General features: G+C 67.1%; 18 protein-coding genes. 7 read left to right on the top strand and 11 right to left on the bottom strand.

Annotated elements, in window-relative coordinates; genetic code table 11:
- Positions 1-70 precede the first annotated feature (70 nt).
- The gene (locus NU1_RS18135; RefSeq protein ID WP_169815094.1) at positions 71-3655 is read right to left on the bottom strand and encodes an ATP-dependent helicase; all 3585 of its coding nucleotides are present in this window, start codon (positions 3653-3655) and stop codon (positions 71-73) included.
- 2 nt (positions 3656-3657) lie between these two features.
- On the bottom strand, positions 3658-7593 hold the full coding sequence (locus tag NU1_RS18140) for a PD-(D/E)XK nuclease family protein (protein ID WP_245720192.1): 3936 nt from the start codon (positions 7591-7593) through the stop codon (positions 3658-3660).
- Positions 7594-7709: 116 nt separating this feature from the next.
- Between NU1_RS18140 and NU1_RS18145 the strand changes: the two genes are divergently transcribed.
- The 3 genes from NU1_RS18145 to NU1_RS18155 all read left to right on the top strand — a co-directional run bounded on the left by NU1_RS18145 (position 7710) and on the right by NU1_RS18155 (position 9648).
- Complete coding sequence (locus NU1_RS18145; protein ID WP_067522955.1) at positions 7710-8486, top strand: alpha/beta fold hydrolase; 777 nt, start codon at positions 7710-7712, stop codon at positions 8484-8486.
- Between the two features lie 34 nt (positions 8487-8520).
- A complete protein-coding gene (locus NU1_RS18150; RefSeq protein WP_067522956.1) occupies positions 8521-8844 on the top strand; it encodes an MGMT family protein in 324 nt (107 codons plus the stop codon).
- Between the two features lie 75 nt (positions 8845-8919).
- On the top strand, positions 8920-9648 hold the full coding sequence (locus tag NU1_RS18155; RefSeq protein WP_067522957.1) for a VOC family protein: 729 nt from the start codon (positions 8920-8922) through the stop codon (positions 9646-9648).
- Between the two features lie 20 nt (positions 9649-9668).
- Here the strand turns inward: NU1_RS18155 and NU1_RS18160 are convergent, their stop codons facing one another.
- The 3 genes from NU1_RS18160 to NU1_RS18170 are packed head-to-tail and all read right to left on the bottom strand — an operon-like array spanning position 9669 to position 10908.
- Positions 9669-9956, bottom strand: coding sequence for a WhiB family transcriptional regulator (locus NU1_RS18160; RefSeq protein ID WP_281221179.1), 288 nt, complete (start codon positions 9954-9956; stop codon positions 9669-9671).
- Positions 9957-10001: 45 nt separating this feature from the next.
- A complete protein-coding gene (locus tag NU1_RS18165; protein WP_067522958.1) occupies positions 10002-10436 on the bottom strand; it encodes a hypothetical protein in 435 nt (144 codons plus the stop codon).
- Positions 10437-10461: 25 nt separating this feature from the next.
- Positions 10462-10908 carry a hypothetical protein gene (locus NU1_RS18170; protein WP_157552454.1) on the bottom strand — a complete coding sequence of 149 codons (447 nt, stop codon included), beginning with the start codon at positions 10906-10908 and terminating at the stop codon, positions 10462-10464.
- 293 nt (positions 10909-11201) lie between these two features.
- Here NU1_RS18170 and NU1_RS18175 point away from each other — a divergent pair, with 293 nt between their 5' ends.
- Complete coding sequence (locus NU1_RS18175; protein ID WP_067522960.1) at positions 11202-12125, top strand: alpha/beta fold hydrolase; 924 nt, start codon at positions 11202-11204, stop codon at positions 12123-12125.
- A gap of 109 nt (positions 12126-12234) precedes the next feature.
- On the opposite strand, the gene NU1_RS18180 is transcribed toward NU1_RS18175, so the two are convergent.
- Positions 12235-13053, bottom strand: a complete 819-nt coding sequence (locus NU1_RS18180; protein ID WP_245720181.1) for a helix-turn-helix transcriptional regulator — start codon at positions 13051-13053, stop codon at positions 12235-12237.
- 342 nt (positions 13054-13395) lie between these two features.
- Here NU1_RS18180 and NU1_RS18185 point away from each other — a divergent pair, with 342 nt between their 5' ends.
- The gene (locus NU1_RS18185; RefSeq protein WP_245720182.1) at positions 13396-15150 is read left to right on the top strand and encodes an NTP transferase domain-containing protein; all 1755 of its coding nucleotides are present in this window, start codon (positions 13396-13398) and stop codon (positions 15148-15150) included.
- Between the two features lie 6 nt (positions 15151-15156).
- Here NU1_RS18185 and NU1_RS18190 read toward each other — a convergent pair whose 3' ends face one another.
- Genes NU1_RS18190 through menD form a run of 4 tightly spaced genes read right to left on the bottom strand, consistent with a single transcriptional unit; the run spans position 15157 to position 20407 of the window.
- Positions 15157-16329 carry a thiolase family protein gene (locus NU1_RS18190; RefSeq protein WP_067522961.1) on the bottom strand — a complete coding sequence of 391 codons (1173 nt, stop codon included), beginning with the start codon at positions 16327-16329 and terminating at the stop codon, positions 15157-15159.
- Between the two features lie 17 nt (positions 16330-16346).
- Entirely contained in the window at positions 16347-17468 is a 1122-nt protein-coding gene (locus tag NU1_RS18195) for an isochorismate synthase (RefSeq protein ID WP_067522962.1), read from the bottom strand.
- The gene (locus tag NU1_RS18200) at positions 17461-18618 is read right to left on the bottom strand and encodes an AMP-binding protein (RefSeq protein WP_169815088.1); all 1158 of its coding nucleotides are present in this window, start codon (positions 18616-18618) and stop codon (positions 17461-17463) included. The genes NU1_RS18195 and NU1_RS18200 overlap by 8 nt, the downstream gene beginning before the upstream one ends.
- Before the next feature lie 10 nt (positions 18619-18628).
- On the bottom strand, positions 18629-20407 hold the full coding sequence (gene menD / locus NU1_RS18205) for a 2-succinyl-5-enolpyruvyl-6-hydroxy-3-cyclohexene-1-carboxylic-acid synthase (protein WP_067522963.1): 1779 nt from the start codon (positions 20405-20407) through the stop codon (positions 18629-18631).
- Between the two features lie 322 nt (positions 20408-20729).
- Between menD and NU1_RS18210 the strand changes: the two genes are divergently transcribed.
- A complete protein-coding gene (locus NU1_RS18210) occupies positions 20730-21029 on the top strand; it encodes a carotenoid oxygenase family protein (RefSeq protein ID WP_067522964.1) in 300 nt (99 codons plus the stop codon).
- Positions 21030-21141: 112 nt separating this feature from the next.
- On the opposite strand, the gene NU1_RS18215 is transcribed toward NU1_RS18210, so the two are convergent.
- Positions 21142-21588 carry a YdeI/OmpD-associated family protein gene (locus NU1_RS18215; RefSeq protein ID WP_067523051.1) on the bottom strand — a complete coding sequence of 149 codons (447 nt, stop codon included), beginning with the start codon at positions 21586-21588 and terminating at the stop codon, positions 21142-21144.
- Positions 21589-22027: 439 nt separating this feature from the next.
- On the opposite strand from NU1_RS18215, the gene NU1_RS18220 reads away from it, so the two are divergent.
- Complete coding sequence (locus NU1_RS18220) at positions 22028-25714, top strand: nitrate reductase subunit alpha (RefSeq protein WP_067522965.1); 3687 nt, start codon at positions 22028-22030, stop codon at positions 25712-25714.
- The last annotated feature ends 6 nt before the right edge of the window (positions 25715-25720 follow it).

Here is a 25720-nt window from a genome sequence, read left to right on the forward strand (position 1 = left end):
GGCACAGCACCGCAGCGTAGCTGAATTCTCCGTCTCCGCTTCGCTACGGCACGTTCGTGGCCCTGAAGTCTCAATTCTCAGGACTGACAGAGTCGGGCTCATTCGGATTGTCCGGGTCAGGGCTCGTGGGTGCGGCGGCGCCGATCAGCTGGGCGAGCTCGGCTGGACCGGCGAGGTATTCGGGGGCGATGGTGCGGCCGGTGCGGATGTAGTGGAACGCCGCGCCGATCCGGTCGAGCGCGGCGGCCTCGGTCTCGCCGGTGCGGGCGGCGAGCAGGCGGGCCCAGGCGAGGCGGTAGACGGCCAGCTGGATCGCGACGGCCGATTCCTCCGCGGGGGCGGGTTCCGCGCCGGTCTTCCAGTCCACCACCATCCAGCGGCCGTCGGGTTCGCGGAATACCGCGTCGATGCGGCCGCGAATGACGGTGCCCGCCAGCGTGGTTTCGAAGGCGACCTCGACATCGACGGGGTTGCGGTCGGCCCATTCGGAGGCGAGGAACGCTTCCTGCAGGCGCATGAGGTCGGCGTCGGTATCGGCGCTATCGGATGCGCCGGGGAGTTCGTCGAGGCCGAGTAGCCGGGTGGCGCCGAACCAGCGTTGCAGCCAGGCGTGGAAGGCGGTGCCGCGGCGGGCATAGGGGCTGGGCGGGAACGGGAGGGGACGGCGCAGGCGGGCGGCGAGTTTGGCCGGGTCGGAATGCAGGTCGACCAGCGCGGTGGCGGGGAGCTGGCCGGGCAGTTCGACCTCACGGGCGGATTGTTCCGCGGCGAGATACTCGGCGAGCAGGGCATCGACGTCGGCTTCCCAGCCGTCGGGATCGGCCGCGTGTGGGTCGAGCAGTGCGTCGAGCGATTCCGCGTCGTCGTGGAAATCGGTGATCGGGTCGGCGGAGTCACCGCCGACCGTTTCGGGCTCGCCACCGTCGGCCATGCTGTTGCCGAAGAGGCCGAAATCCAATTCGGTTTGTACGCCCTGGGATTCGCGACGCTGTTCGTCGCGCACGGCGGTCAGGGCGGCGCGGACCAGGCTCGCCGCTGCCTCCACATCGGTGCGGCGGGTACCGAGGGGGTCGCGGGGCCAGTACGCGGTTTGCGGATTGTCGGTGAAGGGGTTGGCGGTTTCCGGGGGCGGCGGGTCGTCCCAGCGGTCGATACGGAGGGCTCGGGCCAGCGGTCCGGGTTGTTCGGCGGCGTGCTTCAGATCCAGCAGGAAGTCGCTGGGGCCCTTGGGTTTCGAACCGGTTTCGGCCCAGTGGTGAGCGGAGACGAACAGCACGCGTTCGGTTCTGGTGAGGGCGACATAGAAGAGGCGGCGCTCCTCGTCGATGCGGCGGCTGGCGAGAGCCTTCTTGTGCGCGTCGAGGGCGCGTTCGAGGTCGGCGCGGTCGTAGATATCGGCGAGGTCGAGTACGGGGACGCCGTCGGTGGAGTCGTCGCGCTGGCGGTCACCGCGCAGGGCGGTCGGGAGTTCGGCGAGTGCGCCCAACCAGGTGGTGGTGCCGGTGCCGGAGGGGAAGGTGCCGTCGACCACGTGCGGGACGGCCACCACCTCCCATTCCAGGCCCTTGGCGGCGTGCACGGTCAGCACCTGTACCCGGTCGCGGGCAACCTCCACTTCGCCCGGCTCCAAGCCGTTTTCGACCTCCTCGGCGGCGGCCAGGAAGGCGAGCAGGCCGGTGAGCGAGGACCGGTGGTCGACGGCGTATCCGGATACCACCTCCGCGAAGGCGTCGAGGTGTTCGCGGCCCGCGCCCGCACCGGCGGTGGCGCGGCGGGCCTGTGTTTCCACACCGACGCCGATGGTGCGTTCGACATCGGCCACGAGTTCGGCCAGCGGCTGACCGCTGCGCTCGCGCAGCGCGGTGAGCTCCTGACCGAGCGCGATAATGCGTTGATAGCCCTGGACCGAATACTGTTCCGCCGCACCGGGGTCGGCAATCGCATCGGCCAGTCCGGCCCGTTCGGAGGGTTCCGGCGCGACCTCGCGCAGCGCCTCGTCGAGGGTGGTGGTGTCGGTGATCGCGGCATCCTGTCCGGCGGGTTGCCGAATGGACAGTTCGCGGGCACGGCGGGACAGGGCGGCGATATCGGCGACACCGATGCGCCAGCGGGCTCCGGTGAGAATACGAATGGCGGCGCTACCGGCCGACGGGTCGGCGATCAGGCGCAGGGTGGCGACGATATCGGCCACCTCGGGTGTGTGCAGCAGCCCGCCCAAACCGACGATCTCCACCGGTAATCCGCGCTCGCGCAGGGCTTCCGCGAGCGGAGCCGCATCGGCATTGCGGCGCACCAGCACCGCCGACGTGGGCGACGGTTCCCCGGCATCGGCGGCCGCCTCCCACTCGACGGCGATTCGTTCGGCGACCCAATCGCGTTCCGCCACCACGGTGTCGGTGAGCGCGAACGCCACCACGCCCGGTGTCGCATCGGGGCGCGGTCGCAGGGCGTCCACCGTGACACCGCCGCCCTCGGCCGCCCGGTGGCGCAGCGGATCGGCGACCAGATTCGCCAGGTCCAGGGCCTCCGGCGGATTCCGCCAGCTGGTGAGCAGCGGCAGAATCGGCGCGGGAACGCCTGGTGCGCAGGGGAAGTCGGTGGCGAACCGCGGCAGGTTCGCGGCCGACGCACCGCGCCAGCCGTAGATCGACTGCATCGGGTCGCCGACAGCGGTCACGGCCAGCGGCCGGTACCGGGAGTTACCGCCGTCCCCCAGTAATGGCGACGGTCCGGCGGCGGCAACCGATGTCGTTGCACCGCCGCCGAACAGCGATGCCAGCAGAATGCGTTGGGAATGGCCGGTGTCCTGGTATTCGTCGAGGAGGACGAGGCGGAAGCGTTCGCGTTCGGCCCTGGCGACCTCGGGGTGTTCGGCGGCCAGGCGGGCGGACAGCGACATCTGCGCGCCGAAGTCGAGGGCGCCGCGGCGGCGGAGTTCTTCGGCTACGCGTTCCACCAGGGGCAGCAGGGAGACGCGTTCCTGTTGGACATCGAGCAGGTCCAGGAGCGCCTTCTTGGGTCCGCCGCGCTGTTTGGGACCGGCGGGCAGGGTGTGGATGAGGCGGTCCAATTCCCCGTGGGCATCGCGTAATCGGTTCGGCTGGACCAGGTGTTCGGCGAGTTGACCGGAGAGGGCGAGAACGGCCTCGGTGACCGAGACCGGGGTGCGGTCGGTATCGAGGTCGCCGTCCCAGGTGGAGACGACCCGGAAGGCCAACTGCCAGAGCTGGGTCTGGGTGAGCAGGGTGGCATTGGGTTCGACGGGAATGAGTAGGCCGTGTTCGGTGAGCAGGCGGCCCGCGTAGGAGTGGTAGGTGCTGATCTCCGGCTCGGAACCGGTGAGCAGGGCGCGCAGGTGCCCCGTCGGATCGATTTCGCGCACCAGGGGCGAGCCGGCGAGCCGCGCCAGGCGGGTACGAATACGGGAGGTCAACTGCTGGGCGGCTTTTCGGGTGAAGGTGAGACCCAGCACCTGTTCGGGTTCGACGAGGCCATTGGCGACCATCCAGACCACGCGGGCCGCCATGGTCTCGGTTTTACCCGCCCCCGCACCCGCGACGACCAGGGTGGGGCCGGGCGGGGCAGCGATAACGGCGGCCTGCTCGTCGGTGGGCGGGGGCAGGCCCAGCGCGTCGGCCAGTTGACGCGGGGTGATCGTCACTCGTCGGTCACCTGCCGCCCGGTGTCCTGAACCGGGCAGCTGCCCGCGACCTTGCAGTGGCGGCAGCCGTCATTGCGCATGGCGAGATAGCTGGGGCCGCGGGTGGCGGCGGCGGCATCGTGAATCACGCCGCGCCACTGGTCGATTCCGGCGGCATCCAGGGGTGGCTGCATACGCTGGGTCGCGCCCTCCTTGGCGCTGGGCTTGGCCACGTAGATGAGCCGCGCGCCACCGGGTTCGCCCTCGCCGAGCGCGCCCTCGGCGGCGGCGACCTGATAGGTGGCGAGCTGGGCGTGGTCCTCGGCGGCCTGTTTGGAGATGGGCGTCTTACCGGTTTTGACGTCGACGATGACGAAGCGGCCCAGGCTGTCTCGCTCCACCCGGTCGACGCGGCCCCTGATCCGGACGGGGTGCTCGCCCGCGGCGCGCGGGGGCAGCACCAGATCTACCGGGACCTCGACACCCAGGGCGGTGAGTTCGTCGCGGGTATTGCGCAACCAGTCCAGGAAGGTGTCGACCATGGTTTCGGTGCGGCGCAATTCCTGACGGGAATGCCAGTTCTCGCCCTCACGCGAACTGGGATCGACCTTTTTCCACGCCTTCGCCAGGGCGAGTTTCACCTGTGCCTCGCTGACCTGACCGGCGAGGGCCTGGACGAGGGTGTGCACCAGATTGCCCTTGAGGGCGTGCGGATTCTCGCCGTCGCCGCCGCCATGCCGCTCCAATGCCCAACGGAGCGGGCAGGTTTTGAGCTGGTCGACGGTGGACGGCGACAGCGCGACGGCACCGTCCTCGGTATCCCACAGCGGGTTGTCGGAGCTGAGTTCGGCGGTGCCGTACCACTCGTCCGGATGTGCGCCACGAACGCCGCCCGCGGCCAGTCGGGCAAGTTGGTGCGCCGCGCGGGTGCGGCGGTCCGGGTCGGTCTCGGGATCGCAGACGGCCCCGCGCAATTCGGCGATGAGAGCGTGCATGGCGAGGGCGCGGCCCGGGTCGACGGGCGTCGGCACCCGGCCCGGTTCCCCGTGGTCGGCTTCGGCGTCGAGTTCGGCGAGGAATCGCGACGGCGACAAATCCTGGTCGCCGGTGACGGATTCGACCGCGGTCACCAACAGTGAACGCCGCGCCCGCCCACAGGCGACCAGCAGTAGCCGCCGCTCCTCCGCGAGCAGCGGAGCCGCGCGGCTCATCCGCTCACCCGTACCCCCGACTCCGGCCAGCAGATCGACCATGTCCTCGATACCGAGCAGCGTGCCGCGCGGTCGCAGATTCGGCCAGATCCCCTCCTGCACCCCGGCCACCACCACGGTGTCCCACTCCCGGCCGGCGGAACCGTGCGCGCTGACAATGGACACCGCCGCACCCGGATCGGTGTGCGGCGCGTTGTCCTGCGGAATCTCCTGCTGCTCCAGGTATTCCACGAAGCCTTCGATGGTGGCGTGCGGCAGCCGATCCACATACGCACCCGCCGCCTCGAACAAACCCACCACCGCGTCCAGATCCCGGTCCGCCTGCATTCCGACCGCTCCCCCGCGCTCGGACTGCCCCACCCACCGCCGCTCCAGGGTCGACCCGGTCCACAGCGCCCAGAGCACGTCCTCCAGTCCTTCGCCCTTGCGCCGCGCGGCGCGCGCCCGCCCAACGGCTTTCAGCACGCGCCGCAGCGGGGCGGCCTCCACTTCGGTGAGCCGATCGAGAATCGCCCTGTCCCCCACGCCGATCAGCAGATCGCGCAGGATCTCCGCCGAGGAGCGATCGAGGTCGGCGTAGCGCTCGTGCTGAACAGCCTCGTCCGCGCGGTCGGCACCGTCGGCCCTCGTACGAACCGCGCTCGAATCAGCTGGATGCCCTGACGCCCGCACGCTACCGACGTTCGTGTTCCTCGACTGCCTCGGAGCATCGGCCGCCGGACCGGAATTCGGTGAAATCTCCTGGGCGGCCCGGTTATCCGACGAATCCATTGGCCGCACGCCATCGGTCGCACCGGCGGCGTCGGTCGATGCTGTAGCGCGCTGCTCCGCGCCGCGGTCGCCCCCAGTCGCGACCGGTCCGTATCTCGCAGACCCGTCGGTCGGGACGTGGGTGTCCGACTCCTCGCGCGGGGTCCTGGTGTCGACGGGTCCGGATGGCCGCGGGTCCGAGTTCTCGCCCACGGAGGCCGTTGCTTCCGCCACGGTGCTGGCATCCGAACCATGTTCGGGCACAACCGCATCGGAAGCGGGGTCGTCCTCGCGGTAGCCCCGGTCCGGGTAGCCGAGTTCCAGCACGGTGCGGCGGATGCCGCGGCGCAGGCGGCGCAGGCTGATCTGATCCGCGCCGCCGAGGGGTCCGGCGAGCAGATCCAGGGCGTCGTCGGCGGTGAACACCGACAGGCGGGGGCCGGGGATTCGGCTCGGGTCGCTGGCCATGACCGCGCGCAGGGCCAGGAGCGCCCAACTCGCGCCGCGTCGGCGGGCGAGGGGCGCGTCGGGCGGGGGTTGGCGGACCGGGACGCCCGCGGCCAGGAGTGCGCGGCGTAATGGGGCCAGGGACAGCGGGATCGAGCGGACGATTACCGCCATGCTGGACCACGGGACGCCGTGGGTGAGGTGGGCGCGGCGGAAGTGGTCGGCTACGAGGGCGGCTTCCTTCGCGGGAGTGGTGAGAACGCGGACCTGGACCTCGCCGTCGAAAACCGGGTCGGCGATGGCGTTTTCGGGCGGCCCGGCGTGCGCACCATCCATACCGGCGGGCGCATCGACCATTCCGCCTTCGGCGTCGGCTGCTCCGGCATGCGCGCCGTCCACCTCGGCACGCGGATCATCAGGGGCGCGCCGCACCTTCGCGGAGGTGCGGCGCAGGTCGGCGGGTGAGGTGCGATGGGGACTCAGGCCGGGCAGGCGGGCGGTGATTCGGGCGACCGCCGCGTGGATAGCTGGAGCGTTGCGGTGGTTGTGGCGCAGGATGATTCGGCGATCCGGTGGCGCGTCGGGGTCGGCGGCGAAGCGGGAGTCCGCGCCGCGGAAGGTGAAGACGGACTGGTCGGGGTCACCTGCGATGACCGTGGTGGCGGGTCCGGAGCCGAGGGCGCGAATGAGTTGGGCCGCCTGTGGATCCAGGTGTTGGGCGTCGTCGACGAGGAGGTGGTGGATGCGGGTGCGTTCGGCGGCGAGCAGGTCCGGGTCGAGGATCAGGGCGTCGATGGCCGCGCCGATCAGTTCGGCGGCGTCGAGGGCGGGGGCGCTGGCCTCGGGGGCCTCGATACCGACCGACCAGCGCAGCAGCATGGTTTGTTCGTAGCGTTCGGCGAATCGGCCCGCGGCCACCCATTCGGGGTGCTCGTATTTGCTACCGAGTTCCACCAGGTCCTCGGGGCCGAGGCCGCGTTCGGTGGCACGCAACATCAGGTCGCGCAATTGTTCAGCGAATCCGGTGGTGGGTAGCGCCGGATGCAGCCGTTCGGGCCAATCGGGCGCACCGTCGGAGAGTTCCCCGCGCAGCAGCTCGCGCAGCACCATGTCCTGCTCGGATCCGGTGAGCAGGCGCGGCGGCGGATTGCCGTGGGTGGCGGCGTGGGTGCGCAGAATCCCGAAGGCGTAGGAGTGCACGGTGCGCACCAGCGGGCCGCGGGTGGCCCCGGGGACGCCCCCGAGTTCCGGATCGCTCGCCGCGACCCGAGCGGTGAGTGCGTTGCGCACGGCGGTGGCGGCGCGCTTGGAGTAGGTGAGCACCATGACCGAGTCCGGATCGGCCCCGGCCGCGATCCGGGCGGCGGCCAGGTCGACAAGCAGAGCGGTCTTTCCGGTCCCCGGTCCGCCGAGGACCTGCCACGGCCGCCAACCGGGGTCCAGCCCTATTTCCTCGAACAGCTCCCCGACGGCGGCGTCCCACTCCCGGGGGCGGGGCGCAGCCTCGGCCCGGCGCACCAATCGCACCGAGCTATCCGATCGCATCACGCGGGCTATTTCAACAGACGCCCCCGACATATGTGTTTGCCCATCCTTCGCTAACTGCGTTGGGCCACGTTATCCGGCCTGCGTCTGTCGGACCCCCACGGCACAATGGGTCGGTGGCCGATCTTCATATTCATCGTTATGGCCCCTCGACAGGGCCGGTAGTGCTCGCGCTGCACGGACTCACCGGTCACGGTCAGCGGTGGCGGGTGCTCGCCGAAGAGTACTTACCCGATATTCGGGTGATCGCTCCGGATCTGCGGGGACATGGGCGGTCCACTGAATTGCCGCCGTGGGATTTCGAGACGGTCGTGGCTGATCTAGCGGAGTTGCTGGCGGCGGAGACCAGCAAACCGGTGGTGGTGGTCGGGCATTCGTTCGGCGGTGCGGCGGGGGTGCATCTGGCGAGGCAGCGGCCCGATCTGGTGCGGGCGCTGGTGCTGTTGGATCCGGCGATCGGGCTCGATCCGGAGTTGTTGCTGTCGATCGCGACCAGCACGCTCGAGCATCCGGATTACGAGAGCGTCGAGGCGGCGCGGTTCGACAAATTGGAAACCGCGTGGGCGGATGTGGAGCCGCGCGTTCTGGAGGCCGAACTCGCCGAGCATCTGGTGCCGACCGCCACCGGGCGTGTCCGCTGGCGGATCAGTCCGCCCGCGATCACGTCCTACTGGGGGCAACTGGCGCGCGAGTTCGTACTGCCGCCCGCTGATCTGCCGACCGCACTGGTCCAGGCCATGAAGGTGCGGCCGCCCTTCGTGACCGCGGCATTCCGCACCGCCATGACCGAGCGACTGGGCGATCGGTTGACGGCGCGCGAATTCGACTGCGACCACATGGTGCCGCAGGCCCGGCCCGCCGAGACAGCGGCCCTCATCCGGTCCATGCTCTGAAATATCACCCACATACCGACCAGGGACATCCGATATGGCGACGACCGAAGCCCAGATCGAACGGGTGCGGGAACTGGTGGCGGCCATTCCACCCGGTCGAGTGGCCACCTACGGCGATATCGCGGCCGCTGCGAACCTCTCCACACCTCGCACGGTCGGCTGGATCATGCGGACCGATTCCGCCGACCTGCCGTGGCATCGGGTGCTGCGGGCCGACGGCCGGCCCGCGCCGCATCTGGCCGGACGACAGCTGAGCCGCCTCGCCGCGGAGGGCTGCCCGATCGTCGACGATCGCGTGGATCTGTCCCGAGCACGATTCGATTTCGATTGTGGGCGAAACGAGTTGAACTCCGGCTGAATCATCAGGGAACCCTCAGGTTGGGTTCGGCCGAAGCCGGCCCGCCCGAGTAGGGCGGGCGGTTACCGTTATTCCATGTCCACCCGTCTGGCATGCGTGGTGTTCGATGCGACCGAGCCCAGGACCGTGGCCCGCTTCTGGGCCGAACTACTCGGTTGGGATATCACGGTGGATCGACCCACCGAGGTCGATGTCGCCGCGCCCGACCCGGACAGTCTCGACGTCGCATTGACCTTCCTACCCTCGCGCCACCGCAAGTCCACGAAGAACCGCATTCATCTGGATCTGGCCACCAGATCGCTGGATCACCAACGGGTGCAGGTGGATCGAGCGCTATCGCTGGGCGCGCGCCGCCTGGATATCGGCCAGGGTCCGGTGCCGTGGACGGTCCTCGCCGATCCGGAGGGCAATGAATTCTGCGTCCTGGAACCGCGCGAGCACTACGTCGACACCGGCGCGGTAGCCGCCATTGTGGTGGATACCTTGAATCCGTTGCGGCTGGCCGAGTTCTGGTCGATGGCCTCGGGGTGGCCGCTCACCCATGACACCGCGCGCTACGCGGGAATCCGATCGGCCACCGGATTGGGTCCGTGGCTGGAATTCCTACGCACCGACAGACAACCCGACCGCGGCCGCCTACATCTGGATCTCACGGCTTTCCCGACCGATGATCCGGCCGAGGAGGCCGCCCGGCTACGGGCCGCGGGCGCGGTCCCCGTCAGCTCCGCGCGGCCCGATGATCCGGTGGTCCTGGCAGATCCCGATACCAATGAATTCTGCCTGCTGCGACCGACTTCCGACTGATCGCGACCTGATCGCGGCCCTCAGGCCGCCTCCCCCTTTTTGAGGCGCCGCCGTTCGCGCTCGGACAGTCCGCCCCAGATACCGAAGCGCTCATCACGCTCCATGGCGAATTCCAGGCACTGCACTCGCACCTCACAGCTCCCGCAAATGCGCTTGGCATCGCGGGTGGAGCCGCCCTTCTCCGGATAGAACGCCTCCGGATCGGTCTGGGTGCACAGTCCACGCTCCCGCCAACCGGTATCGGTGGGTTCGGTGCCGTCCGCGATGGTTTCGAATGCCGCGTCGAACTTGGTGAACATCAATTTCATTGCTGTGCCTCCAAGCAATCAGGGTGATTTCGCTACCGGGTGGGACTAACGGCCCAGGCCGCAATCCGCGACCGCGCTGAGCCGGGCCTGCTCGCCGGTCAGGAAGATCCGGCGGGCGTGCACCGCGGCCGGTGACGACGACCAGGGCGCGAGAGCGGTGGTGAACATGAGTTCGCACCAGGACAGGGCGGGCACTTCGCCAGCGGCCAGCGTGGCCAAGAGCGACATCTCCGAGTCGCATTCGGCCCAGGCCGCCAGCAACCAGGCGGCATCGAGACGCCCGAGGAATTCCTCGGCATCCTCGGGCGGGCCATTCGGGGTATCGACGGCGAGATGAACACAGGCGGAAATAGCGTGCCGCATACGGGCATCGAGGCCGACGCCATTATGCAGCAGCAGTCCTTCCAATGCCTCGCGGAGTCCGGCACCATGGTCGATCCGGAAGTCGTTGCGGCGCTCAGCGGTGGTGACGTCGAACATGAAATTCCCTTCGTAACAAAATGCTTCAGGAGCTGATTTCGACCACGGCGCGGTCGTGCACGGCGCGATATTCGACCAGTGCCGCCAGAGTGCCCGGTCGCCAATCACGCTGGCCCGGAACCCGACACCAGTCGTGGGCCGGATTCTCCGATTCGGCGAGCAAACGCAATCTCAACCCCGCCATGGTCGCCATGCTGAACAGCACCGCCGCGTCTACTTCGCGGTCGGGGACGGTCAGGTGCACATCGGCCTGTCGCAGACCGGTTTCCGCACATGCTCGCCCCGCCAGCCATACCGCGCGGGTCGCGGCCGCCATACTGGCCGCCATTCTCGGACCGCGTGGATGGGCATGTTCGAAATCGGAATACGGCCCGTACCACAGGGCCGCCCCCTCGCCGTCACACACCGCGAAAGTCCCCGAACCCGGGTCCCCCGCGGCGGCCACCGCGATATGCGGTGCCAGCCTGATCATTCTCGACATCGGAAACTCGCTTTCGAACTCGGCCGCCCCGCAGGTCCGGTCGTGACCGTCCGGATCATCGAAATACATTTCCGTGAACCGCTTCTCATTTACGGCCACAAATGCATAGGCAAATTACAACCGTCGCGAGTCCGACTTGTCTACTCACAGCCCGCGTTTGAGCAAACCCCTAGCAGTACCCACACTGACCAGTGGTGGTACCGACGCGAGACGCCACCGGAGGGAGAACGGCACTCTTTCAGCTAACACTTCCCCCGCCGCTATTCAGACCTTACGGTCTCTTCATGCCCTATGTTCAATCCGGTACCGCCACAGTCCACTTCCGCACGTCGGCGCTACCGGGACCAACCCTCGTCCTGGCCCACGGCTTCCTGATGGACGAGTCCATGTTCGAACCCATGCGCAAACCTCTGGCCGACGCCGGGATAAATCTCGTAACCGTCGATGCGCGCGGCCACGGACGCACCCGGGCACCGCTGGGCGAACGCTTCAGCTATTGGGATCTCGCGGCCGACATGCTGGCCGTCCTGGATTCGATGAATATCGAGCGGGCCGTTATCGGCGGAATGAGTCAGGGCGGATTCGCCGCTATGCGGCTGGCCCTGGCCGCACCCCACCGGGTGCGGGGCCTGGCCCTGATGAGTACCGAGGCGGGCGACTGCTCACCGGCGGAACTGGCCTGGTATCGGGTGTTCTTCGAGCGCTGGCACAGCGACGAGCCGATCGCCCCGCTGATCGCGGAGCTGGCACCGCAGCTCATCGGCGGTCACGATCCGCGAGCCTGGCGGGAGTGGACCGTGCGCTGGAACGATTCCGATCGCAGCGCCCTACGGGCCGCCGCGCAATGCCTGATGGATCGCCGATCGCTGACGCACCGACTGGCCGAGATCACCGTGCCCGCACTGGTCCTGCGCGGCAGCCATGACGGAACCAGTACCGCGCAGAAGTCGGAGGCCATGGTCGCGGGACTGTCGGGCGCCGACGGGGTGGTCACCATTCCCGGTGCGGGACACGGTGCGACCTGGACGCATCCGGAATTGGTAGCGCCGCTGCTGATCCGTCTCGTCGAACGCGCCGTGCACGAGGAGCGGGTCGCGAAAACCCGCGGCATTGTTCGGACTATCGAAACCGCGCCGACCTGGACGGAATCGGCTGCCGCCAGCGCGGGCTCGCCTGTCGCGATTTCGCCCACGGCTGTCGCGATCTGACCGATACCGACAGTCCAGTGACAGGCCGTGACCGGGCGCTCACGGCCTGTCACTGGACTGTCGGGCCACATTATCGGCGGACCGGCAGGCCCGAATATCGGCGTAGACGTCAGGCTGGAATATCGGCCGCGTGCGCACTGTCGGCGCACCAGCTCGGCAAACCCAGGAAAATCTGAATCTGATCGGGATTGACGGCGCTGAAAACCTTGAACAGCTGCACGGCAATCGAGCGGCAGCGACCCGTGGCGACATCGCGCAGATGCATGTGCGGGCGTTCGCGCCCGTAGGCCGCGACGCCCTCATCCCATAGTTCGCGGAACATCTCGTAGCGACCGAGTTCATCGAGAAATTCCGACGACCAGGCGGTATCACCGGTGCTGCCAATGAGTCCGCGCAGCCAGCGCACGGTGGTGCGTACCTCCGACTCCCATTCCACCATCACGTCGGTCGACTTCTCATTGCCGAGGAACCAGCGCAGGATGTTCACATCCTCGACGAGTCCGGGAAAGGCGCGGGCATAGCTGTCGTTGCAGGCCAGCACGTTCCAGCGGGTATCGATATAGGCTGCCAAATGCGGCTCGTGGAGTTCGAGCGCGCGCTGCATTTCGCCGCTGATCTCCTGGCGCAGCCGGTCGACGGGCGGGAATTCCGATGCGCCGAGTCCGGCCAGATCGAGTAGGTGCCGCCGTTCCACCTGCGAGAGCGGTTCGATTCGGTCGAGATAGCGCACGAGGGCGTCCACGACTTCCCTGGTGGGGTGATCGCGATCGCCCTTCTCCAGGTGACTGATATAGCTGGCGCTGACGCCGGCATTGAACGCGAGCCGTTCCCGTGACACTCCGCGGTCATCGCGCAGGCGACGCAGCAGCAGGCCGAACGACGGTGGTCGCACGTTCTCCGAGTCACGTCTAGGCTTCGCGCTCGTCACCACGACATCCCCTTCCACAAACTCTCAGCAATCCACGCGATGCCCACACGGCCCCGGCAGCGTCCGGCGGTCGGACATCGGTGTACAACTTCGAAGAACTGCGGGGATTCGTGCACCCACCGTCCAGTTCTTTTCCCGGATAGTGCCACATTTTGTTGAACATAAGACCAAAACATGGTCGTTTCTTTACTGTGTCGCTATTGGTCAGCCACCTTGCAGACTAGTCGGCGAACTCCAGGCAATCCGAAAGACGCTTGCCCCCAACCGCGTCGCGTTCGAGCCCGCATCGGCGTGCCAGCTACGATCGGCACCCATGACCAGCTGTCTTCCGGATCGTATGTCGTGACAACCGTCGACGCGATTGTGCTCGCCGGCGGGCGCGCCAGCCGGATGGGTGGAGTGGACAAACCCGCCATTGTCGTAGGCGGACAATCGATGCTGGAAGCCGCGCTCGGCGCGGTCGAGGGCAGTGCCCGCACGGTGGTGGTGGGACCGCACCGACCGGAACTGCCACCGGAAATCCTGCAGGCACAAGAGGTTCCGGCAGGGGCGGGTCCGGTCGCGGCCATTGCCGCTGGCCTGGGCGTATTGGCCGGTTGCGACTTTCCCGCCGGGCTGATCGTGGTACTGGCCGCCGATATGCCGTTCCTCACCGCTCATGCGATCGATGAACTACTCAGGCATGCAAAGGAATCCGGCAGCGATGCGGTCTTCGCGGCCGATGAGTCGGGGCGGCCGCAATATCTCGTCGGGGTCTGGCGACGTAGGGCATTGGCGGCGGCGGTGAATCAGCTGCAGTCACTGGTGAATCAACCGATGAAGGCACTCGTCCCGGTGGACACGGTCATGGTGCCACTGCCGGGGGTCAGCGACTGCGATACACCGGATCAGGTACGGCAGGCGAGAGCCGCGGTCGAGCAAACCGCCGCAAACGTTCCGCTGACCCTGACAGAGGCGCGAAGTGTCCTGCGCCACACTGTATCCCGCCTCACACCGAAACGGGTGCATCTGCGCGCGGCTCGGGGTGGCGCACTCGCCGAACCACTGATCGCCGCCGATGCCCTGCCCCGCTTCGATGTCTCGGCCATGGACGGCTACGCGGTATCCGGCGACGGACCGTGGCAGGTGCGCCACGATATTGGATTCGCCGGTGGACAGCGACCGGTCGGTTTGTTATCTGGGGAGGCCGTGCGCATCGCCACCGGTGCGCATGTCCCGGATGGCACCAGCAGTGTGGTGCGCGATGAGTTCGTACGCGTCGGTGCCGACGGACTACTGGATCGGCTGCCGGACACGCCGATTCGCGACGATGTACGCCACCGCGGCGAGGACTGGGGCACCGGCAGCACGGTCGCGCCGACGGGGACACCGGTGAGCGCCGCGCTCATTTCCGCCGCAGCCAGCGCCGAGGTGACCGAGGCACTGGTACGCGGTCCGGTCCAGGCTCGAATTGTCATGACCGGCGACGAGATTCGCAGCGAAGGTCCACTGCGCGCCGGACAGACCCGGGACTCCATCGGACCGATTCTGCCGGAGCTGTTGTCCTGGTACGGAGTTCACACCCAGGATCGAGTACATCTGCGCGATACCGCGAATGCCTTCGACGAGGTGCTGGTCGCGGCGGCCGACTCCGATCTCCTGGTGATTGTCGGCGCGACCGGTGGTGGCGCGGCCGATCAGCTGCGCGCGGCGCTGGAGCGCACCGACGCGCTGATGTTGGTGCGCCGCCTGCGACTACGGCCCGGCGGCTCCACGGTTGTCGCGCAACTGCGTTCCGGCACGGTGGTTCTCGGTCTCCCGGGCAATCCGTTCGCCGCCGTCGGCACGCTCATGGCATTGACGCCCGCACTGGTAGCGGGCCGCACCGGCAGCACTCGCGAGCACACCCTGACCGCCCCATTGGTCAATGCCGCCCAGGTTGCCGGTCCGGTAACGCGTATCGTGCCCGCCCGAGCGCTACCCGACGGCAGCTGGACGGGCGACGCGCAGATCCGGACCGCACACCTGGCAGGGTTGTTGCACCGGGATGGACTGGTGGTGGTACCCGCCGAGGCCCGCGACGGCGACCTGGTGGAGGTCCTCCCGCTGATCGGGTGAAAGCCCTTACAGTGCTTCGATAATCATGGCGTTGGCCTGACCGCCGGATTCGCACATGGTTTGCAGGCCGTAGCGCCCGCCACGCTCCCGCAGGGCGTGCACCAGCGTGGCGGTGATACGAACACCGCTCGCCCCCAGGGGATGCCCGAGTGAGATGGCTCCGCCGTGCACATTGACCCTGTTCAAATCCGCACCGGTTTCGTGTGCCCACGCCAGGATCACACCCGCATAGGCCTCGTTCACCTCGATAATGTCGATATCGGCGAGTTCGAGTCCGGTCTGCTTCAATACTTTCGCGGTGGCGGGGACCACCGCGGTGAGCATGAGGAACGGGTCGTCACCGACCGCGATATGGCTGAGGATGCGGGCCAGCGGGGTGAGGCCGAGGCGACGGGCGTGCGCGCTGGTGGTGACCATGACCGCGGCGCTGCCGTCACCGAGCTGACTGGCATTACCCGCGGTGATATGCCAGCCGATCTCCGGAAAGCGCCGGGAGACAGCGTCGTTGCGGAAGGAGGATGGCAATTCGGCCAGCGCCCGCACGGTGCTGTCATAGCGAATACCCTCGTCGTGCTCCAGTTCCGCGATGGGTGGCGTGAATTCGGCTTCGAACAGGCCGTTCTTGGTGGCGTTCGCGGCGCGCTGATGGCTCTGCAGGGCATAGTCGTCGAGCTGGGTCCGACTCAATCCCCAACGGGCGGTGATAAGTTCGGCACTGACGCCCTGCCACGGCACGCCCTGCGGATAGCGTTGCATGAAGTCCACGCCGGTGAGGTTGTCGGCGTCGATGAGGCTGGTACCCATGGGTATACGACTCACCGACTCGACGCCGGAGGCGATCACCACATCGCAGTCCCCCGCGATGACCGCGTGTGCGGCGAAACGCAGGGCCTGCTGGCTGGCGCTGCACTGGCGGTCGATGGTGGTGGCGGGCACCGATTCCGGTAGCCCGGCAGCGAGTGCGGCGCGACGGGTCACATTGGTGGCCTGCTCACCCACCTGACTGACCACACCACCGATGACCTCGTCGATAACCGCCGGATCGATACCGGTGCGATCCACTACGGCTCGAATACTGTGCGCCATCAGATCCACCGGATGCACACCCGCCAGCGCGCCACCGGGTCTGCCGCGTCCGATCGGCGTCCGAACCGCCGCGACGATCACCGCATCCCGCATATGCCCAACGCTCACAATCAGGTGCCGACCGAGAGGTCCGTCGGCATACCGAGTACGCGGCGCATGGTCGCGAGCTTGGCCGAGGTCTCGGCGAATTCGATATCCACCCGGCTGCCGGCGACCACGCCGCCGCCGGCTCGAAGTGTCAAATGTCCGGCACGCGTGTCGAGTTCGAGACCACGCAGGGCCATGTAGAACTCACAGTCGCCGTCGCTGTCCAGCCAGCCGATCAGCCCGCCGTAGTAATTGCGGGCCGACTCGTAGTCATTGATCAGCCGCAACGATGCCGATTGCGGCACACCGCATACCGCCGGGGACGGGTGCAGCACGGCCACCAGGTCGGCTACCCGCGCATCCGAATCCAGGAGACGACCGCTGATCGGCGTACCCAGGTGCCAGACACCCGGTGCGGCAACCAGTTCGGGCTCGTCGGAGTAGATCAGCTCCGAGCACAGCGGCGCGAGAACCTTCACCATGAAGTCGACCAGGTGCCGATGCTCGCCGAGGTACTTCTCGGTGAACAATTCGGTCCGGGCTCGCGCCCGGTCCCCGGACTCGGACAGCTCCGGATCACTCGGGACCGTTCCGGCCAGCGGTGTCATCGAGATACGCTCACCGCGCTTCTTCAGGAAGAGTTCCGGGCTCGCGCCCATGGTGAATACGCCAGGGGTCTCCAGATGTTCGACGAAGTAGCTGTGCACGTGCGGGTAGAGCTCGGCAATACGGCCGTACATGCGCACCGGGTCGAACGGCTCCGTGTAGGTGAACCGCTCCGAACGTGCGACCACGATCTTGTCGAGACCGGACCCGGGGGTGCGCAGCAGCGGCAGCACATTGTCGATGAGCCGCAAGTACTCGGCGATGGCGATGTCATTGAAAGCGAGGTCGGGGCTGAAGGTTTCGGTCCATTCGGTCCCGGCCGGTGCCGCGGTCTCGGTATCGCGCCGCCCGAGGTAGAACGACGGTGTTCCGGTCCGTGGGTCGAAGGGCACCGACCCCACGACCAGATCGCCGAGTAGGCCCGCCCGCACCGTTTCCTCGGCTTCGCGCAGGTCGGTGAAGCAGGGTAGCGCGCCGTCCAGGCCGACGCCGCAGCTCGGACCCGATAGGCGGAAGCGCACCGAATTCGGCTCAGACATGGATTTGCCCTTCGGTCAGTCGATTACGGATGGCTCGTCGGTCGATCTTCGAATTCGGCAGCAGGGGCAGGTCATTGCCGATGACGATTCGCTTCGGAACCGCGGCGCGCCCCAGGCGGCCGCGAATCGTCTCGCGCAGCAGTTCGATATCCGGCGGCGATATCCCGTCACGGGCAAGGACATACGCCCCGACCAGTTCGCCCCATTCCTGATCCGGCAGCCCCAGGACGACGGCGGCATCCACCCAGTCCAGCTCGAGCAGCGCCGCTTCGACGGCCGTGGCGGATACCTTGACCCCACCGGTATTGATGAGATCGTCGATACGACCGGTGGGGATCAGGCGACCATCCGCCCAAACCCCTCGGTCCGCCGTGCGGTACCAGGACAGACCGTCATCGGTATAGAACCGGGCGGCTTCCGCCTCGTCCGCGCCCAGGTAGCCGCCCGCGACGATGTCACCACCGATGTGAATGACGCCGTCCACAATTCGTATCCGCACCCCGTCGAGCGGTACACCGTCGTAGACACAGCCGCCGCAGGTCTCGGTCATGCCGTAGGTGAGTACGACATCGGTGCTATCGCGCAGCCGCCGAGCGGTCTCCGGGTCCATGGGTGCGCCACCGACCAGAACGGCGTCGAAACCCGCCAGCGCGGTGCGGGATTCGGCATCGGCCAGGAGCCGTCGCACCTGGGTGGGAACCAGTGCGGTATAGCGCCTGCCCGGTCGCATCCGGTGCGCCGACGCGGCGAACTCACCGGTGTCGAAGTGGCTGCCGGCCAGCGCGGTCACCTGCCTACCGCCGAGGACCGCGCGCGAGACCACCTGGAATCCGGCGACGAATCCCATGGGCAGGCACAGCAACCAGTCGCCGTCGCCGCCCAGCCGGGCCGCCGAGGCACGAGCCGAGGCCAGTAGTGCGGTGCGCGACAGCATGGTCCGCTTGGGCACACCGCTGGAGCCGGACGTACACAGCACAACGGCGGTCGAGGCGGGCACGGTGGCTGGAAGATCCTGCGCCTGAGCGGCATCCGCTATCGGGGCAATGGCCGCACCTCCCGCGTAGACGCGGGAGATCTCGCGCTGTAGCAGGGCGACGGCCGCGCCGGGATCTGTCGGAAGGACCAGTGGCTGTAGGGGAATCGTGGACACAGCTGCCGCCTCAGGAGTATTCGAGATCGCTGGACGGGGCGGGAGCGGATGTCTCCCGAAGGGCATTCATGGCCGCGTGCAGCGCGGAGGCGGAATCCAGGGCCGCGTCGACGCCCTGGCGTGCGGCGGTATGCAGGTCGCGTAGTGCGGCCCGGGTGATTGGGACCTCCAGGACCACCGTTCGCCGCTCACCGCGCGCCGTTCGCAGCACCGCGCCCAGGGCTTCGACCTCGACCGTGCGGTGGGCCGCCGCGTATGCGGCGCACAGGTGCGCGATATCGACATTCTGCGGTGTCCCGTAGATACGTTCGAAGGTGTCGCCGTAGGGCTCGCGCTTGTACTTGGGGTCGCCCTGTTCCAGCAGTTCGAAGATGCCGCCGCCGCTGTCGTTGGCGACGACGATGAGCAGGTTGTCGGGGACCTGCTCCAGCCGCCCGAACTGCAAGCCGGACGCGTCGTAGGCGAAGGTCAGATCGCCCACCAGGGCAATCACCGTGCGGTCGGGCCGGGCCAGCGCGGCGCCGACGGCGGCACTGATATTTCCGTCGATCCCCGCGACGCCGCGGTTGGACAGCACCTCGACTCCGGCGGGCAGACTGCCGGTCAGCGAGACGTCCCGGATCGGATTGGACGCACCGAGCCACAGCACATCACCGGAACGCAGGGCGGCGAGGACGACGTCCGCGACGCCCAGACCGGTGTGACGATTGCGCTTGTCCCCCAGCACCTTCGCCCACTGGCGCCGCACGGTCGAATCGATCGCCCGCAGTTCCTCGTCCCAGCACGGCGACATCGCGCCGCGGTAAATGGGCTGGGCGGTCAGGACTTTCATCTGCGGTGCGGCATAGATCCAGTCCTCGCCATTGCCGACCAGTACGGTGGTCACCTCCGCGCGGGCGAGCAGGCCGCCGACATTGCGGTGCAGGGTGGGGCGGCCGTAGACCACGACCTGTTGCGGCAGTAGGTAATCGAGCACCCACGGGTGCAGGCGCGGGCGATTGCCGATATCGACGGTTGGCTCCGCCATACAGGGTATTTCGGCCGGCAGATCGGTCAGGTCGGCCCCGTCACCCGCAATGACGATGGTCGAACGCCGCAGGTCCAGCTCGTAGGATGGCACCGGTCGCAGCGGTTGCGCGGGCATTCGGATCCACGGCTCACCGTCGCGGCGACCCCTCGGGAACGGCGCAGCGGGGTCCTCCGGTGGATGGCCGGAGGAGAGCGGGACATCGATCTGCACCGGTCCCGGACGGCAGTGTCGGCGTCCCGAACCGATCCCGACGGCGCGGCACACCTGCGACCGCACCACGGCATTGGTATCGGGGCGCAGCATGTCGCCGGACCAGATGGGTTGCACATGCCGCACCTGCGAGGTCAGCAACGCCGTCTGTTCCACGGTCTGCGACGCCCCGGTGCCCAGGATTTCCGGCGGGCGATTGGCGGTGACCAGCACCAGCGGAATACCCGAGTAATTGGCCTCCGTGACGGCGGGCAGCAGATTCGATACCGCGGTCCCCGAGGTGGTCACCACGGCCGCGGGGCGGCTGGTCGACTTCGAAATTCCCAGTGCCACAAAGGCCGCGGAGCGTTCGTCCAAACGAACCTGGAGGCGGATCGCACCGGTCGCCGCGCGCCGCGCCAGTTCGAATCCGAGTGGGCCGTTGCGGGATCCCGGGCAGTAGACCACCCATTCGATCCCATTGCGGATGAGTTCATCGACGACTAGCGACGAGATGACCGAGGGCACCGATACCGGTGCCACGGAGCTCGCTTCCCACTGATAGTTCATTGGTCTCCATGCGCTGCCAGCACTTATCGGCAGAAGCGAATTCGAGACGTCGAGCTCCTAACGCCACCGCACGCCACCACCGGACGAGATGAAACTGGTCACACGACCGGCATCCCGACAGCAACAAGCTACCGAGGCGTGTCTTTGCTGTCAATCCAGCTGGCAGTGGTGAAAAATGGTGTGTTTCTGCACATTTCGCGATACCCAAAATCTATGGATAATGCATGCGCATCCAACCCAGAGTTATAGCTAATCTGCAGTTCAGGGCCCTGGCGCTCGTTCGCGAGCACGCCGAGCTCGCGGTGACGAACAACACGGCGAGGTGGTCGCGGTACGCGGCCACGAGTGTGGCCGCGCGGCGCAACCGAAATCCGACGACTACCGCATCGATCAGATCGACGGGGGGCTGCCGAAGGATTTGACCGGCACGCCGTATCGGATCGGACCGGGCCGGCATCAGGTCGGTCGGAGTCTGCCGTACAGCGTGTTCGATGGCGATGGGATGGTGTCGCGGTTCGCACTGGACGGTTCGTCGGTGCACTTCCGCAATCGCTATGTGCGGACTCCTCACTTCGAGCCGGGACGCGCTCGGACCGGATCCGCTATCGCGGGGTGGGCCTAATCGAACACGAAATCACCGCTCGCTCAGTGGAATTCCCGCAGTACGATTGGCGGCTGTCGACGCGCCGCCACCGCTACAGCTACCTGGCCGCGAAGAGCGACAACGCCTCGGTTCAACCGTTGTGCTCCCGGGCGACCTCGATCGCCTTCTCGATCCGGCGCGCCCGAGTCTCGGGCCGCTTGGCCTCGACAACCGCCGTGACACGTTCGCGGCGCTTCGAGTAGCTCAGCTTGTCGAAGTCGGCGCGTGCCCCCGCCGCGACAAGGGCGGCGGCCAGGTCTTCGGGGATATCGACGGTACGCTCGGCGGTATCGCGCTCGACCGTGACACTCACGCTGTCGCCGGGCCCCTTGCCTAGTTCGGCACGGATGGCCTTCAGGAGGCCGAGGCAGGGGCCGCCGCCCATATCGACTATCGAGCCGGTGTAGGGGATGCCGTCGAAGGTCGCTCGGACGGGGATACGACCGCCGCCGCCCAGGGCGCTATACACCTCCGAGGGAATGGGGATATACGAGCCGCCGCCATTGGCCGGGTGGATCTTTCCCTCGAATCGCTGCATGAAAACCACGATATTGCCTACAGTCGAGATCGCTGCGGATATTGCCCGCGACCGGATAGCAAACCAACCTGTTCGGATCCGATCACGGGGCTCGGGGAGGGCTCGAGGGTTTGCTGGATTGGCGGAAAATCGCGCGCCACCGGTCGCCAGCAGTGTGTTAACAAATATTAAGCGGCCGAGAACCAGTCGTTTCCAAAGCATCACCGACACCGCTCGGAAACGTCCGGGCCGGGCCGCGTTTCAGCTGGTCGTTCTGCGTTCGCGCAGGTGGGGGCGAATCGGTGGGAGCGGAGCCGCTATCGCACAGTGACCGGCACGTTGCCGCGATCTCACATCTCACAACGACCCTTCGCGCATTGTGAGAGAATCGTTTTGACGCCCCGCCCGACGTCTTTACAGTCGATGCAGCAGCCCGATTTAATCCACTCGAAGGGGCGTCATGGCTAATTCGCGGACCCCGCAGTCGTCCGCCGATGCACTGCTTCGGCTGGGTAAATACTTCAATCGCGGAGAGGTCTCCGAAGATCTTCGCACCCTGCACAAGGTGGGTGGCAGAAGCGGAGACGAGTTCTACCGGGATCGGTGGGCGCACGACAAGGTGGTGCGCTCCACGCACGGTGTGAACTGCACCGGATCGTGCTCCTGGAAGATCTACGTCTCCGACGGTGTGATCACCTGGGAATCGCAACAGACCGACTATCCGTCGGTGGGCGCGGACAAGCCGGAGTACGAACCGCGCGGGTGCCCGCGTGGCGCGTCGTTCTCCTGGTACACGTATTCGCCTGCGCGCGTGCGCTATCCGTATATTCGCGGCGTACTGCTGGAGATGTACCGGACGGCCAAGGAACAGCTCAAGGATCCCGTTCTGGCCTGGGAGTCCATTGTCGAGGATCCGGAGAAGGCCAAGCGCTACAAGCACGCGCGCGGTAAGGGCGGATTCGTCCGCGCCGAGTGGTGGGAGGCCGCCGAGATCGCGGCCGCCGCCCATGTGTACACGATCAAGCAGTACGGGCCGGACCGGGTGGCGGGGTTCTCCCCGATTCCGGCCATGTCCATGGTCAGCCATGCCACGGGTGCGCGGTTCATCTCCCTGATCGGCGGCTCCATGCTGTCGTTCTACGACTGGTACGCGGACCTGCCGGTGGCCTCACCGCAGGTATTCGGCGACCAGACCGATGTGCCGGAATCAGCGGACTGGTTCGATGCCGGATACCTGATCATGTGGGGCTCGAATGTCCCGGTGACCCGAACCCCGGACGCGCACTACATGACCGAGGCGCGCTATCGGGGCCAGAAGGTGGTCGTGGTCTCCCCCGACTACGCCGACAACACCAAATTCGCCGACGAATGGGTGCCCGCCCGCCCCGGAACCGATGCGGCACTGGCCATGTCCATGGGACATGTGGTGCTCAAGGAATTCTTCGTCGACAAGTCCACGCCGTACTTCGACAACTACGTCAAGCGCTTCACCGATCTGCCATACCTGGTCGCGCTCGACGATAAAGACGGCGTCTGTGTGCCCGGCAAATTCCTCACCGCCGCCGACCTCGGGCATACCGGGGAGGGTGTCGAGTTCCAGACGGTGCTGTTGGACGGAGACGGTAATCCTTTCGTGCCCAACGGATCTCTGGGGCACCGCTTCGGCGAAGAGGGTAAGGGCCGCTGGAATCTGGACCTCGGGGATGTCGATCCCCTGCTGACCCTGCACGGCCGCGCCGACGACGCCGCCGCCGTGCAGCTTCCCCGTTTCGACGACGGGACCGCCGGGGTGATCACCCGCGGCGTGCCCACCGCGGTTATCGCGGGCAAACGGGTTACCACCGTCTTCGATCTGCTGATGGCCCAGTACGGGATCGCCCGCTCGGGCCTACCCGGCAGCTGGCCGACCGGCTACGACGATCCCAGCGAGCCGTACACGCCCGCCTGGCAGGAACAGATCACCGGCGTTCCCGCCAAGCAGGCCGAACGCATCGCCCGCGAATTCGCCCAGAACGCGCAGGATTCCCACGGTCGCTCCATGATCCTCATGGGAGCGGGCACCAATCACTGGTTCCACTCCGATCAGATCTATCGCGCGTTCTTCACCCTCACCCTGCTCACCGGCTGCCAGGGCGTGAACGGCGGCGGTTGGGCGCACTATGTCGGCCAGGAGAAATGCCGCCCGGTCACCGGCTGGTCCACCCTGGCCTTCGGACTCGACTGGCAGCGGCCGCCCCGCCAGATGCAGGGCACCGTGTTCTGGTACCTGACCAATAACCAGTGGCGCTACGACCCGTTCACCGCGGAGGCGTTCACCTCGCCGCTGAGCAGTGGGAAATTCGCGGGACGCACGGCCGCCGACAATATCGCGCTCGCTTCACGTTTGGGCTGGATGCCGTCCTACCCGACGCTCAACCGCAACCCCCTGGACCTGGTCGACGAGGCCGAGGCGGCGGGTAAGACACCGGCGGACTATGTGGTCGACGGCCTGAAATCCGGTGATCTGCGCTTCGCCTGCGAGGATCCGGACGCCCCGGAGAACTTCCCGCGCGTCCTCACCGTCTGGCGGGCCAATTTGCTCGGTTCCTCCGGTAAGGGCAACGAGTACTTCCACAAGCATCTGCTGGGCGCGGACTCCAATTTGCAGACCACCGACGACACCGGCGTTCGTCCGCAGGAACTCGTCTGGCGCGACCAGGCCGCCACCGGCAAGTTGGATCTGCTGCTGTCGCTGGACTTCCGGATGACCAGCACCACACTGTTCTCCGATATCGTGCTGCCCGCCGCCACCTGGTACGAGAAGCACGATCTGTCCTCCACCGATATGCACCCCTTCGTGCACGCCTTCTCCCCCGCCATCTCCCCGCCCTGGGAGACCAAGACCGACTTCGATGCCTTCCACCGGATCGCGCGCGGATTCTCCTGGTTGGCGGAGAAGCATCTCGGCAAGCGCAAAGATCTCGTCGCCATGCCGCTCCAGCACGACACCGCCGACGCCATGGCGCAGGCCGGTGGCCGGGTGCTGGACTGGAAGGCCGGGGAATGCGAACCCATTCCCGGGCAAACCATGCCGAAACTCGTGGTGGTCGAACGTGATTACCCCGCCGTCGCGGAGAAGATGGCGGCGCTGGGGCCGCTCGTCGAAACGCTCGGACTCACCACCAAGGGTGTCACCACCCTGCCGGATGAAGAGGTCGAATACCTCAAGGGTATGAACGGCACCGTGGTTTCCGGTGTCGCACAGGGTCGCCCGTCATTGGCCAAGGACACCCACGCCGCCGAGGCCATTCTGGCGCTGTCCGGTACCACCAATGGCCGACTCGCGGTGGAGGGGTTCCACGCGCTCGAGAAGCGCACCGGCACCCAACTGGCCGATCTGGCCGCCGAGCACGAGGGCAAGCGAATCACCTTCGCCGACACTCAGGCTCGGCCCGTACCGGTCATCACCTCGCCGGAGTGGTCGGGCAGTGAGACCGGTGGCCGCCGGTACTCGCCGTTCACCATCAATACCGAGCGGCTCAAGCCGTGGCACACGCTCACCGGGCGGCAGCACTTCTACCTCGATCACGACTGGATGATCGAATTCGGAGAGCAGTTGCCGATCTTCCGGCCCCCGCTGGATATGACCGCACTCTTCCGGGAGCCGGGGGTGGGCAATGTAAATGAGAACGGCGTGACGGTGCGCTATCTGACGCCGCACTCCAAGTGGTCGATCCACTCCGCCTACCAGGACAACCTGCATATGCTGACGCTCTCGCGTGGCGGCCAGTCGATCTGGATGTCGGATAAGGACGCCGCGAAGATCGGTGTCGAGGACAACGACTGGATCGAGGCCATCAACCGCAATGGCATTGTGGTGGCCCGCGCCATCGTCTCGCACCGCATGCCCGAGGGCACCGTGTTCATGTACCACGCGCAGGACCGCGCCGTGGATGTCCCGCGTATCGAAGGCACACCGGATATCAAGGCGGGCAAGGGAAAACGCGGCGGTATTCATAATGCGCTGACCCGCATCATGATCAAGCCAACGCATCTCATCGGTGGCTACGCGCAGCAGTCGTTCGCGCTGAACTATCACGGGCCCACCGGAAATCAGCGCGACGAGGTCACCACGATCCGAAAGCGCAACCAGAAAGTCGAGTACTGACATGCG

This window comes from Nocardia uniformis NBRC 13702 (genome assembly GCF_001613345.1).
GTDB classification, from domain to species: Bacteria; Actinomycetota; Actinomycetes; order Mycobacteriales; family Mycobacteriaceae; genus Nocardia; species Nocardia uniformis.

Bases quoted from the DNA above. Each gene is read 5' to 3' on its own strand.
- NU1_RS18175 (WP_067522960.1), top strand. From the start codon at position 11,202: ATGCCCTATGTTCAATCCGGTACCGCCACAGTCCACTTCCGCACGTCG.
- NU1_RS18140 (WP_245720192.1), bottom strand. From the start codon at position 7,593: ATGCGATCGGATAGCTCGGTGCGATTGGTGCGCCGGGCCGAGGCTGCG.
- NU1_RS18150 (WP_067522956.1), top strand. From the start codon at position 8,521: ATGGCGACGACCGAAGCCCAGATCGAACGGGTGCGGGAACTGGTGGCG.
- NU1_RS18190 (WP_067522961.1), bottom strand. From the start codon at position 16,329: ATGCGGGATGCGGTGATCGTCGCGGCGGTTCGGACGCCGATCGGACGC.
- NU1_RS18155 (WP_067522957.1), top strand. From the start codon at position 8,920: ATGTCCACCCGTCTGGCATGCGTGGTGTTCGATGCGACCGAGCCCAGG.
- NU1_RS18165 (WP_067522958.1), bottom strand. From the start codon at position 10,436: ATGTTCGACGTCACCACCGCTGAGCGCCGCAACGACTTCCGGATCGAC.
- menD (WP_067522963.1), bottom strand. From the start codon at position 20,407: ATGAACTATCAGTGGGAAGCGAGCTCCGTGGCACCGGTATCGGTGCCC.
- NU1_RS18220 (WP_067522965.1), top strand. From the start codon at position 22,028: ATGGCTAATTCGCGGACCCCGCAGTCGTCCGCCGATGCACTGCTTCGG.
- NU1_RS18170 (WP_157552454.1), bottom strand. From the start codon at position 10,908: ATGATCAGGCTGGCACCGCATATCGCGGTGGCCGCCGCGGGGGACCCG.
- NU1_RS18195 (WP_067522962.1), bottom strand. From the start codon at position 17,468: ATGTCTGAGCCGAATTCGGTGCGCTTCCGCCTATCGGGTCCGAGCTGC.
- NU1_RS18215 (WP_067523051.1), bottom strand. From the start codon at position 21,588: ATGCAGCGATTCGAGGGAAAGATCCACCCGGCCAATGGCGGCGGCTCG.
- NU1_RS18160 (WP_281221179.1), bottom strand. From the start codon at position 9,956: ATGAAATTGATGTTCACCAAGTTCGACGCGGCATTCGAAACCATCGCG.